Source organism: Sulfurimonas sp. C5 (assembly GCF_029872055.1).
GTDB lineage: Bacteria > Campylobacterota > Campylobacteria > Campylobacterales > Sulfurimonadaceae > Sulfurimonas.
On sequence record NZ_JARXNQ010000001.1, the window covers coordinates 461,823 to 474,995 of the forward strand.

Annotated in this window: 15 protein-coding genes; 12 read left to right on the forward strand and 3 right to left on the reverse strand. The window is 34.5% G+C overall.

Annotated features, from left to right (window positions below; all coding sequences use genetic code 11):
- Positions 1 to 48: 48 nt before the first annotated feature.
- From adk to P6N22_RS02300, 3 genes are all read left to right on the forward strand, one after another.
- The gene (gene adk / locus P6N22_RS02290; RefSeq protein ID WP_280329789.1) at positions 49 to 699 is read left to right on the forward strand and encodes an adenylate kinase; all 651 of its coding nucleotides are present in this window, start codon (positions 49 to 51) and stop codon (positions 697 to 699) included.
- Positions 700 to 706: 7 nt separating this feature from the next.
- On the forward strand, positions 707 to 1,555 hold the full coding sequence (locus P6N22_RS02295; protein WP_280329790.1) for a patatin-like phospholipase family protein: 849 nt from the start codon (positions 707 to 709) through the stop codon (positions 1,553 to 1,555).
- Positions 1,556 to 1,645: 90 nt separating this feature from the next.
- Positions 1,646 to 1,807 carry a hypothetical protein gene (locus tag P6N22_RS02300; protein WP_280329791.1) on the forward strand — a complete coding sequence of 54 codons (162 nt, stop codon included), beginning with the start codon at positions 1,646 to 1,648 and terminating at the stop codon, positions 1,805 to 1,807.
- Between the two features lie 2 nt (positions 1,808 to 1,809).
- Here the strand turns inward: P6N22_RS02300 and P6N22_RS02305 are convergent, their stop codons facing one another.
- Together P6N22_RS02305 and aspS are read right to left on the reverse strand one after the other, a co-directional pair.
- Entirely contained in the window at positions 1,810 to 2,379 is a 570-nt protein-coding gene (locus tag P6N22_RS02305) for an adenylate kinase (protein WP_280329793.1), read from the reverse strand.
- Positions 2,379 to 4,136, reverse strand: coding sequence for an aspartate--tRNA ligase (gene aspS / locus P6N22_RS02310; RefSeq protein ID WP_280329795.1), 1,758 nt, complete (start codon positions 4,134 to 4,136; stop codon positions 2,379 to 2,381). The genes P6N22_RS02305 and aspS overlap by 1 nt, the downstream gene beginning before the upstream one ends.
- An 84-nt stretch (positions 4,137 to 4,220) precedes the next feature.
- Here aspS and P6N22_RS02315 point away from each other — a divergent pair, with 84 nt between their 5' ends.
- Positions 4,221 to 5,075: an NAD(+)/NADH kinase gene (locus tag P6N22_RS02315; RefSeq protein WP_280329797.1), complete on the forward strand. Its 855-nt coding sequence runs from the start codon at positions 4,221 to 4,223 to the stop codon at positions 5,073 to 5,075.
- Here P6N22_RS02315 and P6N22_RS02320 read toward each other — a convergent pair.
- Positions 5,072 to 5,395, reverse strand: a complete 324-nt coding sequence (locus P6N22_RS02320) for a zinc ribbon domain-containing protein (RefSeq protein WP_280329798.1) — start codon at positions 5,393 to 5,395, stop codon at positions 5,072 to 5,074. The two genes, P6N22_RS02315 and P6N22_RS02320, sit on opposite strands and share 4 nt — an antisense overlap.
- Positions 5,396 to 5,984: 589 nt before the next feature.
- Here P6N22_RS02320 and modA point away from each other — a divergent pair.
- The 8 genes from modA (at position 5,985) to P6N22_RS02360 (ending at position 13,160) form a co-directional block, all read left to right on the forward strand.
- A complete protein-coding gene (gene modA / locus P6N22_RS02325) occupies positions 5,985 to 6,731 on the forward strand; it encodes a molybdate ABC transporter substrate-binding protein (protein ID WP_280329800.1) in 747 nt (248 codons plus the stop codon).
- Between the two features lie 2 nt (positions 6,732 to 6,733).
- Positions 6,734 to 7,576, forward strand: coding sequence for a ModD protein (gene modD, locus P6N22_RS02330; RefSeq protein ID WP_280329802.1), 843 nt, complete (start codon positions 6,734 to 6,736; stop codon positions 7,574 to 7,576).
- A gap of 76 nt (positions 7,577 to 7,652) precedes the next feature.
- Positions 7,653 to 9,179, forward strand: coding sequence for an AAA family ATPase (locus P6N22_RS02335; protein WP_280329804.1), 1,527 nt, complete (start codon positions 7,653 to 7,655; stop codon positions 9,177 to 9,179).
- Positions 9,176 to 9,949, forward strand: a complete 774-nt coding sequence (locus tag P6N22_RS02340) for a TatD family hydrolase (RefSeq protein ID WP_280329806.1) — start codon at positions 9,176 to 9,178, stop codon at positions 9,947 to 9,949. Before P6N22_RS02335 ends, P6N22_RS02340 begins: the two co-directional genes overlap by 4 nt.
- An 88-nt stretch (positions 9,950 to 10,037) precedes the next feature.
- Entirely contained in the window at positions 10,038 to 11,261 is a 1,224-nt protein-coding gene (locus P6N22_RS02345; RefSeq protein WP_280329807.1) for a lytic transglycosylase domain-containing protein, read from the forward strand.
- Positions 11,254 to 12,090, forward strand: a complete 837-nt coding sequence (locus P6N22_RS02350) for a septal ring lytic transglycosylase RlpA family protein (RefSeq protein WP_280329809.1) — start codon at positions 11,254 to 11,256, stop codon at positions 12,088 to 12,090. Before P6N22_RS02345 ends, P6N22_RS02350 begins: the two co-directional genes overlap by 8 nt.
- Positions 12,091 to 12,663 (forward strand): imidazoleglycerol-phosphate dehydratase HisB, encoded by a 573-nt coding sequence (gene hisB / locus P6N22_RS02355; RefSeq protein ID WP_280329811.1) that lies wholly within the window; start codon positions 12,091 to 12,093, stop codon positions 12,661 to 12,663.
- Positions 12,660 to 13,160 (forward strand): HAD-IIIA family hydrolase, encoded by a 501-nt coding sequence (locus P6N22_RS02360; protein WP_280329813.1) that lies wholly within the window; start codon positions 12,660 to 12,662, stop codon positions 13,158 to 13,160. Before hisB ends, P6N22_RS02360 begins: the two co-directional genes overlap by 4 nt.
- Positions 13,161 to 13,173 lie beyond the last annotated feature (13 nt).

The window sequence follows — 13,173 nt, forward strand, 5'->3', positions numbered from 1 at the left end:
ACTCATTTATATATAATTTCACTTATAAAACTATTAGGACGACAGAATATGAGAATTATACTACTTGGAGCTCCTGGTGCAGGTAAAGGTACTCAAGCTCAATTTTTAACTAAGAAATACAATATCCCTCAAATCTCTACTGGAGATATGCTTCGTGCTGCGATCAAAGCAGGAACAGAGATGGGAAAACTTGCTAAAGAAGCTATGGACGCAGGTAAACTTGTAACAGATGAGATTATCATCGGTCTTGTAAAAGACAGAATTGCTGAAGATGATTGTAAAAACGGTTATCTTTTAGACGGTTTTCCTCGTACGCTTGCTCAAGCTGATGCAGTAACAAATGCAGGAATTCAAATCGATGCAGTGATCGAGATAGATGTAGCCGATGAAGAGATCGTAAAAAGAATGAGTGGTCGTCGTGCTCACCTTGCAAGCGGTAGAACATACCACGTTGTTTTCAATCCGCCGAAAGTGGAAGGAAAAGACGATATCACTGGTGAAGATCTTGTACAACGTGACGATGACAAAGAGGAAGTAGTTCTTGATCGTCTTAAAGTGTATCATGATCAAACTGAGCCGTTAATCGGTTACTATAAAGAGCAAGCTGCTAACAACTCTGCTATCAAATATATTACTGTAGATGGTACAGCTGATATTACTGATGTTGAAAAAGCCATTGTTTCAGGTTTAGCACAATAAATATCTTATGAAAAAAGATATTGCTCTTTATCTTGGTAGTGGTGGAGCACGCGGCTATGCACATATAGGTGTTATCCGTGAGCTAGAACGCCAGGGCTACAATATAAAGTTTATATCTGGTTCATCAATGGGTGCTCTCATTGGTGGGCTTTATGCTTCCGGAAAACTTGACATCTACGAAGAATGGGTTTTAAACCTTGACCCTATCGATATTCTTAAACTTGTTGATTTTAGTTTTAAAAAGGGTGGAGTTATTGAAGGTGAAAAAGTTTTTAATATCATAGCTGATATGATTGGAAATCCCAATATTGAAGAGTTATCTATCCCTTATGTTGCTGTTGCAACAGATATAAAATCAAAACAACCCTATTATTTTACAAAAGGCTCTCTAGTTGAAGCTATTCGTGCTTCAATAGCAATACCAACACTTTTTACACCTGTTATAAAAAATGAAATGGTGCTTGTTGATGGCGGGCTTTGTAATCCTCTAGGTATCATACAGCCTACTGATAGCAATCTTTATACTATTGCTGTAGATCTAAGTGGAGACAAAAATATAAACAAAGATTTTCAGCTGCAAAACAGTGATAAAAATAAATTTGTAAAAAAAATACATGATTTCTTTCAAGCAAAAAAAGTTGCAAGTCAAAAAATAAATTCTGTACAAATTATTCAAGATTCTATAGAAACAATGCAAAAAATAATCTCTGATGCACACTTAGAAAAAATAAAACCTGATTTAACAATCTTTATACCGGGAAATTTATGTCAGTTCTATGAGTTTCACAAAGCAGAAGAGGTGATCTACTACGGAACACAGTCTGCTAAATCCTCGCTTTTAAAGAGCTTTTCATAAATAACTTATATTGCAACTATTGTTTCAGAATTAGATAAATAGTATAATAAAAGTAGCCCGTTAGGGTTACTTTTTTCAGCGAGGTGTATTATGAAAACACTCTGCGATTTTAAACGTAGTGATATAGAAAGTCAGATTGACCATATCATTAAAATAGTTAGTAAACCAAAATTTATTTGTAAGAAATGTGCAAGGGTTGCAAAAGATAAAAAATATCTTTGCAAAGCAGAAGCGTTAATAGGGGAGAAGTAAAGTTATATTCTCGCTTTTAAAAAGCTTTCCATTTCAGAAACAATTTCATCGATAGTTCCTTCTCCGGAAATAACTTTCAGTAAATCTTTTTCTTTATAAAAATCACGAATCTCTTCAAGTGGACCCATATATACTTTCATACGGTTATTAAACACTTCTGTATTGTCATCTTCACCGCGAGCACGTCCAAGAACTCTGTCACGAGCAGTCTCTTCACTCACTTCAACTTCAATAACACTTGTAAGCCTTACATCTGGAGTATTTTGAAGATAGCTATCAAGTTCCATCATCTGCTCAATACTTCTAGGATATCCATCGATAATAACTATATCGTTCTCAGAAGCTTTGATCGCATTTACGATTGTCTCGATTACGATTTTTATAGGTACGATCTCACCTTTGGAGATATATTGGTTAATCTCTTGACCTCTAGGAGTATTACGTGCTACTTCAGCTCTTAACATGTCTCCTGTAGAGTAGTGTGATATTTGGTCGTTGTTTTTAGCAATAAGTTCAGCATCTGTTGTCTTACCAGAGCCGGGAGCTCCGATAATTAAAAACAGTTTTTTCATTACGCTTTTGCCTGTTCGCGGATTCTGATATGAAGATCTCTTAATTGATCGTTGTCAACTTGAGATGGAGCTTCTGTTAAAATACAAGAAGCTTTTTGTGTTTTAGGGAATGCAATAACGTCACGGATAGATGATTTTTTAGTAATAAGCATCATTAGTCTGTCAAAACCGATTGCAAAACCACCATGTGGAGGTGCACCGAATTTTAATGCATCAAGTAAGAAACCGAATTTCTCTCTAGCTTCTTCATCAGAGATACCAAGAAGTTTAAAGATTTCAGCTTGTACTTCCTCTTTATGGATACGGATAGAACCACCACCAAGTTCAACACCGTTAAGTACGATATCGTAAGCGATAGATTCAATCTCTTCAACATCATCTTTATCAGTGTCTTTTGGCATTGTAAATGGATGGTGAAGTGCTTTAACGCGTCCATCTTCAACTTCAAACATAGGGAAGTCTACTACCCATAGGAATTCATATTTATCAGGATCTACAAGATTCATTTTTTCATGCTCAGCGATGAAAATTCTTAGTCTTCCCATATAGTCCCAAACAACTTTTTTCTCACCGGCACCGAAGAATACAACATCGCCAACTTCCATACCTAATCTATCGATTAATAGTTGAATATCATCTTCGCTGAAGAATTTGATAAGTGGACCTTTAAGACCGTCCTCTTTCATTTGGAAGTATCCAAGACCCTGAGCACCGAATTTACGTACGAAATCTTCAAATGATTTCATCTCGCGTTTAGAGAATACTAAGTCGGCACCAGGAACTTTAAGTGCTTTAATACGGTTTACGTGTGGCTTTTTAGCAATGTTTGTAAAGATCTCATTGTCACATCTCTCGAAAATATCGATAACATCAACCATTTCAAGACCATATCTCATATCTGGTTTGTCTGAACCGTATTTTTCCATAGCTTCACTGTGTGGCATACGATTAAATGGAGCTTTTACTTCAATGTCACACGCTTTGAACATTGCAACGATTAAATCTTCAGCAACTTTAATAACATCTTCTTGATCACAGAAACTCATCTCAACGTCTATTTGAGTAAATTCAGGCTGACGATCTGCACGTAAATCTTCATCACGGAAACATTTAGCGATTTGGAAGTATCTGTCGAAACCTCCAACCATTAGAAGCTGTTTAAAAAGCTGTGGTGATTGTGGAAGTGCATAAAATTCACCGTGGTGTACACGAGACGGTACTAAATAATCTCTTGCACCCTCTGGAGTAGATTTTGTAAGAATCGGTGTTTCTACTTCTAAGAAACCGTTTTCATCTAAGATATTTCTTGCTGCAATTGCTGCTTTAGAACGAAGACGGAACGCTTCGTACATAGATTGATCTCTTAATTCTAAGTAACGATACTTAAGAGTTGTTTCTTCACCAACTTTTTTATCCCCGATCACAAATGGAAGTGGAGCAGACTTGTTTTCAATAACAAGTTCATCAACAACTATCTCTATAGCACCAGTTTTAAGACGTGGATTTGTTAAACCTTCACCACGAAGACGTACTTTACCTTTAGCTACTAAAACGTACTCGTCTCTAACACTATCAGCAACTTTATGAGCTTCTGCGCTATCCTCTGGATCACATGTAAGCTGGATAAGTCCAGTCTTGTCACGTAAATCTATAAATATAATACCACCGTGGTCACGATAACTGTTAGCCCAACCTACAACAGTAACCTCTTGACCGACATTTGTTTCGTTTAAATCTGTACAGTAATGAGTTCTCAACATAGAGTCCTATCTAAAAAATATTTTCGCGATTATATCGAAATAGTGTATAATATTCAAAATAAATTGAGAAAAAGAGACCGATTGCAAGCAAAAAAGATAAAAAAAGTAGGTGTAGTTCTACGCCCATCAACACCAGAACTCAAAGAAGACTTTTATAATTTAAAGTCAATTTTTGAAAAACATAACATGGATGTATATATAGAAAGTGTCAGTGGCGGCATGATCGATGTTATGGGAATGGAATTTGATCTTTTATGCAAACAGTGTGATGTTTTAGTCACACTTGGTGGAGACGGTACGCTTATTTCTGCAGTAAGACGCAGTTTTGATTATGATATCCCTGTTTTTGGCATTCATGCAGGAAACCTCGGCTTTTTAGCAGATGTTGGAATGAATGAACTTGATACGTTTGTAGCAAATTTAGAGGAGGGAAAATACCGCATTGATGAAAGAGCAGTAATTGAAGCTACCGTTAATAAAAATGGTGAAAATGTTACGATGTATGCTTTTAACGATGTTGTTCTCACACGCCCATCGATCTCCAACATGATTCATATAGAGACGCTTGTTGACGGTAATCCGTTTAATACGTACTATGGTGACGGTGTTATTGTTTCAACACCGACAGGTTCTACTGCTTACAATCTTTCAGCTGGCGGTCCTGTACTTTTTCCTTTAACACAAGTATTTACACTGACACCGATTTGTCCACACTCTCTTACACAAACACCTGTAGTGCTTCCAGGAGAGTTTCAAATTGAGATGAAGTCAACAGATAAAAGAGCGCTTATTATTATAGACGGGCAAGATATGCATGAGCTTGAACAAAATGAAAGTTTACATATTAAACTGGCGTCAAAAACAGCTAAACTCCTTCACAGAGAAGAGTTCAACTACTTCGATGTATTAAAACAAAAGCTGGGGTGGGGGCATTAAGATTTTTTCCCTGTTCCCGGAAGTATTCTCTGTTTCGTAAGTACTGCAGAAACAACTATAGAAAGAAGTAAAAGAACCAGTCCGTACTCTTCTCCAAATTTACCTGCTATTTCAGCACCGTTTTCAGGGTTTGCAAAACCGATCACAAAACCAATCACAAATAAAGATACAAACCATATCACAAGCGACCAGCCAAGTCCTATAAAAAAGAGTGCTACAGAATTTGTTTTTGTTGATGGAATGTTCTGTGGTGCACCGCAATGTGGACAAGTCTCTGCTGTTTCATGAATTTCTTTACCGCAACCTCTACAATAAACCATAACATCATCCTTATTATCTAGTTGTGAGTATTCTATCATATTCTCTTGAGTGAGTAAACCAAAAAAATATTTTTTTGTCATTTCATGAAAAATAAGAAATTTAATCCAATAATAAAACACGAAATAAAGAAGAGAATAAAAATCAAAGTTCTTAGCGAGCTTATATAGTATTGTAAAAAATAAAATTACACCAAAAGAATGTATAGCTCTTTTAAAAACTTTTTTTGGATCTTGAACAATTATTCTTTTATTTATATAAGAAAGTATATAACGCAGAGCAAGATAAAGGAATAATAGATGTATAAAATCAAAGAGTATGACAGCGTCAGTATATTTTTTTAGAAAGTATATTATGAGAGAGGCAAAAAAGGGAAATATCACTACAGTGTGCAGAATAACAATTAAGACAATACTGAAGGTACTTTTTTCTTTTTTCATAGAAACATTCTATTATTTTTTCTCTTTATTTAATTTAAATCTGTGTTGACAAAGCGTTATGTAAAAAGATATACTACGGTTTTCTTGAAACAAAATGTAAGGCTGAATAGCTTTATATAAAAAAATATATAATGAAAATGAGGAGTTTGAAATGAAAAAGATTCTATTAAGTCTGCTTTTTTCTCTTTCTACAGTAAGTGCAGGAGAGATCAATATTGCCGTTGCAGCAAATGTTAGTTATGCTATTGAAACATTAAAAGCAGAGTTTGCTAAAACACATCCTGATACAAAAGTACAAGTGACACTGGGGAGCAGTGGAAAATTAACTGCTCAAATTAAAAACGGTGCACCATATGGATTGTTTATGGCGGCAAACATGAAATATCCATCTTCTCTTTATAATGACAAGATAGCAATTACAGAGCCTATTGTATATGCACAAGGAGCTTTAGCTTATTTGAGTGTTAAACAGCATGATTTTTCTAAAGGTATAAACATTTTAGCTAGTGATGAAGTCAAAAAAATAGCTATAGCAAATCCTAAAACTGCTCCTTATGGTAAAGCAGCTATAGAAGCGATCCAAAATGCTAACATTTATGATACAGTAAAAGATAAATTTGTATTTGCTGAGTCAATTTCACAAACTGTAACGTATGCAATTACAGCAGCAGACATAGGACTTATAGCAAAATCTTCACTTTACAGTGATAAAATGCAAGAATATAAAGAGGGGATTAATTGGTCTGCAGTAGATCCTAAGCTATATACGCCTATTAAACAAGGTATAGTACTTCTTGAAAGTGGTGCAAACAATCCTGAATATAAAGCATTCTATGATTTTATTTTAAGTGATAAAGCAAAAGAGATTTTTAAATCTTACGGTTATATAGTGGAGTAATTATGCAATTATCTGATCATGAACTTTGGGAGTATATTCGTGAGGATATTCCTTATTTTGATCTTACTACCCATATTTTAGAGACTGAAAATAAAAAGGCCTCTTTAGCGATTAAAACACGTGAAGAACTTTTTGTAGCGTGTATTGAAGAAGCTGCTCGTATAGGTGAGCTTCTGGGATGCCAAGTTCTTCAAAAAGTTTCTTCTGGAAGAATTGTTAAAGCAGGAGATACACTTTTAGAGTTTCAAGCAGATTCTCAAGTACTTCATCAGGCGTGGAGAGTTGCACAAATACTTTTAGAATACTCTTGTGGTATGGCTACACAGGCACATAAAATGGCTCAAGCAGTGAAAAATGTTAATTCAAAATGTGAAGTATTTACAACACGCAAAAGTTTCCCGTTTGCCAAGAGATTTGTAATGTGTGCTTTAGTTACTGCAAATGTACTGCCGCACCGTTTAGGGCTTTCGGAGAGTGTATTGATTTTCCATAATCATAGAGCACTTTATACGACTGAAAAAGATTTTGAAACTGCTATGACGAAGATAAAAGAGCGTTGTGTAGAAAAAAAATTAGTGGTTGAATCTGAAACTCTTGAAGATGCCAAGAAAATGCTTTCTTTAGGTGCAGATGTAATTCAAATGGACAAGTCTGTTCCTGAAACTTTGCAACAGCTGGTTATGTATAAACAAAAACACTATCCTGAGGCAAAAATCCTTGCTGCCGGAGGTATAAATATACAAAATGCTAAAGAATATGCAAGTAGTGGTGTAGATGGTATTGTCACAAGCTCACTGTACACATTTAAGCTTGCAGATCTCACAAGCAGTTTTAAAACTATCTAAAAATATGACAATTTGTCATATCCTTTGAAAATTTTTTGAAAATGAGTTAGAATTTTTCAAAAAAAGAGGTATTACCGTGATTGAAAGATTTTATTTAAAAGACTACCTTAGTTTTCAAGAGGCAGAACTCAACCTTAAACACGGGTTGGTTGTTTTTTCCGGTCCAAGTGGAAGCGGAAAGTCTATATTAATTGAATCTATTCTCTCCTCTGTAGGTTTAAGCTCATGTGATGCAAATATATGTGAAAGCAGCGTTACATGGGATATTGACGAAGAAGAAACAGGTCTTGAAAATGATGAAATCAATGTTTTCAAGCATATAAAAAAAGAAAAATCACGTTATTTCATAAATAATCAAAGTATTTCAAAAAAATCTATCAATTCACTTACAGCAAAATACCTTAAACATTTAAGTCTTCGTGATTTTAGTGATTTTGAAAACGAAGGACTTTTGTCTATTTTAGACAATAAAATAGGGGAACAAGCTTTAAAGCTTAAAACAACTTACCAACAAACTTTTCAAGCATACAGCAAAGTAAAAAAAGAACTTGAAATACTTGAAGATGAAGAGAAAAAGATCGTAGAATTAAAAGAATTTGCAAAATTTGAAATCGATAGAATAAATACGGTTAATCCTAAAGAAGGTGAAGATGATGAACTTTTAGAGATCAAAAAAGAGCTTTCTAAAAAAGAAAAAGCCTTAGAGATGATAGGTGGAGCAAACGAGATATTTAACTTAGAACATCTTGTTTCTTCGGCTCTTGATACTTTGGATGTAGATAGTGCTTTTTTTGATGATGCGATGAATGAACTACGTTCAGTTTTGGAAAATGCCGAAGAGAAGTTTTCTGCACTAGATGAGATCGATGTTGAAGAGATACTCAACAGAATTGAGGAATTAGGCGAGCTCAAACGCCGCTACGGTTCGATTGAAGAAGCAATTGAATATAAAGAACAAAAACTTCAAGAACTTGAAAAATACGAAAATATAGAAGTGGAAAAAGGGGAGTTGCAAAAGCAGTATGAACAGCTTTCAAAAGAGGTTACGACACTTGCAGACAATTTAACGTCATTGCGTTCAAAAACTTTGAAAAACTTTGAAAAAGAGCTTAATAACTATCTAAAACAGCTCTATCTTAGAGATGCTTCGGTAAAACTCTCACAAACAAAGCTTTCATCACTTGGACAAGATATTTTGGAGATTAGGTTAAATGATACGGACCTTGCAAAAATTTCGACAGGTGAGTTCAATAGGCTTCGTTTAGCGGTATTAGCTCTTAAGTCTGAAAGTTTGCAAAATGTGGGCGGTGTATTGATGTTAGATGAGATAGATGCGAATCTAAGCGGTGAAGAGTCAATGAGTGTGGCAAAGGTACTCAAAAAACTTACAAATAACTTCCAAATTTTTGTTATTTCCCATCAACCACAACTTACTTCAATGGGGGATCAACACTTTTTAGTTTATAAAGATGGTAATATTTCAAAAACAAAAGAGCTAAGTTTTGATGAAAAAATTAACGAGATAGCAAGAATTATCAGTGGTGATACTATCTCGGATGAAGCGAAAAAATTTGCTCGGGAACTATTGGAGGCAAATAGATGATTATCGACACACATATACATCTTGATGATGAACGATATGATGAAGACTTAGAAGAGGTTTTAAATCGTGCAAGGGAAGGCGGTGTAAAGCGTTTTATTATCCCAGGTGCAGATCCTTCTACGCTTGAAAAAGCAATTTCTATAGCTATGAAATATGATGATGTATATTTTGCCGTGGGTGTACACCCTTATGATATGGAAAATTATAATGAAGATATTTTTCACACATATCTTACTCATGAAAAGTGTGTAGCTATAGGAGAATGTGGACTTGATTATTTTCGTTTGGAAGGAAGTGATGAAGAAAAAGCAGCAGAAAAAGCAAAACAAAAAGAAGTATTTACTGCACAAATAAAGCTGGCTCGTCAATATAAAAAGCCTTTAATTGTACATATCCGTGATGCATCAAACGATTCTAAAGCAATTCTTTTAGAAAATTCTGCTTCAGAGGTTGGAGGCGTACTTCACTGTTTTAATGCAGATGAACAGCTTATTTCTTTGGCAAATGAAGGATTTTATTTTGGAATAGGGGGAGTTCTTACTTTTAAAAATGCAAAGAAACTTGTAAATGTTTTACCTAAGATTCCCGAGGAGAAACTAGTTATTGAAACTGATGGTCCATATCTTACTCCAACACCTCATAGGGGAGAGAGAAATGAACCTTTTTATACTACATTTGTTGCCGAAAAAATGGCTGAACTTTTAAATACAGATGTGGAGTATATAGAAAATATTACTACCAAAAATGCCCAAAAACTCTTTAATATTTAATAGTATTAAGTAAATCTAGAGTCTCTTTATATATATTTTTAACAACTTTTGGATAAAATAAAAAAAATTAAATTCCAAAAAGTTGTTTATGATTAAATATTTTTTCTCTTTATTAATACCAATATTTTTATCTGCTAATTTAACATATGACACTGATTACAATAAAGAATTAGAGATACTTAACTCTTTCGATATTGATCCTGCTTTCCTTTATGATCCTATAATGAATAATATGAAGCAAAAAACTCTAGCTAAAGATAAACACTTCTTTAGAGCAATGGAAGATGCTTACCTCTTTATCCCTGCTATTAAAAGTGCTTTATCCAAATATAGCGTTCCTCAAGAGTTTTTATATCTTGCTATGGCAGAGTCAAATTTCAGAACAAAAGCTTATTCAAACAAAAGAGCAGCAGGACTTTGGCAATTCATGCCGGGTACTGCCAAATTATACAAGTTAAAGATTGATGAATATACGGATGAAAGACGCGATCCGATTAAATCAACTGAAGCTGCAGCAAAATACCTTTCTTCTTTGCATCAACGTTTTGGAAAATGGTATTTAGCGGCAATCGCTTATAACTGTGGCGGTGGAAGACTTTCTCGTGCTATTAAAGAAGCTGGTACAGATGATATTAACATTTTACTTGATGAAAAGAAAAAGTACATTCCCAAAGAGAGCAGATATTACATTAGAAAAATTGTCGCTCTTTCACTTATAGGAAGCGATGAGCACTATCTTCTAAAAAGTGAGTATGAATATCTTCTAAATAGAGCAAATGCTTATTCATTGGCGACGATCAAACTTTCAAGCGGTGAGTCACTCCAAAGAGTTTCAAAACTTTTAGGTATTAAGCTTGCTGAGTTAAAAAAGCTTAATAGACATCTAAAATATGACTTTGTACCTCCGTATTCACGTGGATATGAGATCTATATTCCATATATCAAGCTTTCTGAGTTTAAACAAAAATATCAGTCTGAACCTATAAAAAACATCTATAAAGTGCATGTTGTTTCACGTGGGGATAATTTATCGTATATAGGGAAAAAATACGGTGTTTCATATAGAGTAATTAAAGACTTTAACCATTTAAAAACATCAAGATTACAACTCAGACAAAAACTAATTATTCCTATTCCAAAGAGAAGTGCAAGTCAAAAAATCAATACAAAACATTACTATATTGTAAAAAAAGGGGACTCTTTAGAGTCTATCTCAAAAGCACATAAAATCAGTATTCAAAATATACGTTCTCAAAATAACCTGAGCAGTTCTTTAATAAGAATAGGGGATAGGTTAAAGTTATATGAATAAAAAAACTTCGTTATATCTTTTAGTATCTCTTACTATGGTGTTTGCAGGTTGTAGTACAAGAGGGTATGGTGCTTATAGATCTACCAACTTTTCACCGGCACAGACATATTCTTCAGATAGTAATAATTATCACTCAAGCCCAAGTAGAAAAACATATTCTCATCCTACAATGAGACCTTATGTTGTACGAGGTATTAAGTACTATCCGAGTGTTGTGAGCGTTGGAGACAACTTTAACGGAACTGCTAGCTGGTATGGTCCTAATTTTCACGGAAAACTTACATCAAACGGTGAAACATATAATATGTGGGATATGACAGCTGCTCATAAAACACTGCCTATGAATACAATTGTAAAAGTTACAAACAGACGAAACGGTAAAACAACAGTTGTCCGTGTAAATGACCGTGGACCGTTTGTCGATAATAGAATTATAGATTTGTCAAAAGCAGCTGCAAGTAAAATCAATATGATAGGAACGGGAACTGCTCCTGTTACTTTAGAAGTTTTAGGGTTTGCAGGCAAAGGTACGAAAAGAACGCCTGTCACAAAACAAGAACTGGATAAAGAGCTGAAAAACTCTCCAAAAATTATGGATATGGATAACTTTTCTTTGCAAATCGGATCTTTTTCAAAGATCGAAGGCGCTTTGAAAACACAAGAGAAGTTTGATAATACAGACGGATACCATACTATAATCAAAGATGTACAAACTCAAAAAGGGCGTATGTTCAAGGTTGTGCTTTCAGGTTTTAAAAGTGAACAAGAAGCACGTGACTATAAAGCACTTGGCAAATTTCAACATGCATTTATTTTAAGAGAGGACTAGATGTTAACAAAAACAAGAACAACAAAAGAAACGGATATTACAATTTCACTGGAGCTAAACGGTACTGGTAAAAGTAAAATTGATACGGGTGTGGGTTTTTTAGATCATATGCTTGAAAGTTTTTCAAAGCACTCTTTAATTGATCTTGAGATCAGTTGTAAAGGGGATACACACATTGATGATCACCACAGTGTTGAAGATGTGGGGATTGTGCTTGGTGCACTTCTTGCAGAAGCTATCTATCCTGTAAAAAACATGGAACGCTTTGGTAGTGCAAATATTGTGATGGATGAAGCTTGCGTATCTTGTGATATGGACCTTAGTAATCGTCCATTTTTAATTTTTGAACTTGATGTTGTAGGTAAAGTAGGGCATTTCGATACAGAACTTGTTGAAGAGTTTTTTAGAGCTTTTGTACTAAATTCAAGAATTAGTGCACATATTATCCAGCTTCGCGGGAAAAACAAACACCATATTATTGAAGCTGCTTTCAAATCTGTAGCTGTAGCCATTCGTCGTGCTACTGCAGCAAATGAAAGAGTTGGTATTCCAAGTACAAAAGACGTTTTATGATCAAACTTTTAGTTTTAGATGTTGACGGTTGTTTAACAGACGGAAAGATTATTTATTCTAGTGACGGAGTAGAGAGTAAAAATTTTAACGTTAAAGATGGTTTAGCAATTACCTCTTGGATTAGACTTGGCGGTCAAGTTGCGATTATTACCGGGCGTAACTCTAACATTGTAGAAAGAAGAGCAAATGAGCTTGGTATTCAACATCTTTTTCAAGGTGTAAAGGATAAAGGTACTGTTTTACAAGAACTAGTTGAGAGCTTGGGTATTAAGCCTTATGAAATTGCTGCTATAGGTGATGATTTTAATGACTATGAAATGCTCCATTTTGTAGGAAGAAGTTTTACTCCTAACGATGCTCCAAAAGATATTCAAGACCTTGTTGATGTTGTGCTTTCACGCAAAGGCGGAGATGGAGCAGTCCGTGAAATGATCGATATGATTATTGAGCAAAATGATCAAAAAGAACAATTTTTATCGTTATGGATTAAAGGATAAGTTATAAATATCA

What these genes read in the sequence shown, in the direction of transcription:
- P6N22_RS02305 (WP_280329793.1), bottom strand. Translation starts at nt 2,379, where the DNA reads ATGAAAAAACTGTTTTTAATTATCGGAGCTCCCGGCTCTGGTAAGACA.
- P6N22_RS02350 (WP_280329809.1), top strand. Translation starts at nt 11,254, where the DNA reads ATGAATAAAAAAACTTCGTTATATCTTTTAGTATCTCTTACTATGGTG.
- P6N22_RS02300 (WP_280329791.1), top strand. Translation starts at nt 1,646, where the DNA reads ATGAAAACACTCTGCGATTTTAAACGTAGTGATATAGAAAGTCAGATT.
- P6N22_RS02320 (WP_280329798.1), bottom strand. Translation starts at nt 5,395, where the DNA reads ATGGTTTATTGTAGAGGTTGCGGTAAAGAAATTCATGAAACAGCAGAG.
- P6N22_RS02345 (WP_280329807.1), top strand. Translation starts at nt 10,038, where the DNA reads ATGATTAAATATTTTTTCTCTTTATTAATACCAATATTTTTATCTGCT.
- modD (WP_280329802.1), top strand. Translation starts at nt 6,734, where the DNA reads ATGCAATTATCTGATCATGAACTTTGGGAGTATATTCGTGAGGATATT.
- P6N22_RS02360 (WP_280329813.1), top strand. Translation starts at nt 12,660, where the DNA reads ATGATCAAACTTTTAGTTTTAGATGTTGACGGTTGTTTAACAGACGGA.
- modA (WP_280329800.1), top strand. Translation starts at nt 5,985, where the DNA reads ATGAAAAAGATTCTATTAAGTCTGCTTTTTTCTCTTTCTACAGTAAGT.
- P6N22_RS02295 (WP_280329790.1), top strand. Translation starts at nt 707, where the DNA reads ATGAAAAAAGATATTGCTCTTTATCTTGGTAGTGGTGGAGCACGCGGC.
- adk (WP_280329789.1), top strand. Translation starts at nt 49, where the DNA reads ATGAGAATTATACTACTTGGAGCTCCTGGTGCAGGTAAAGGTACTCAA.
- hisB (WP_280329811.1), top strand. Translation starts at nt 12,091, where the DNA reads ATGTTAACAAAAACAAGAACAACAAAAGAAACGGATATTACAATTTCA.
- P6N22_RS02340 (WP_280329806.1), top strand. Translation starts at nt 9,176, where the DNA reads ATGATTATCGACACACATATACATCTTGATGATGAACGATATGATGAA.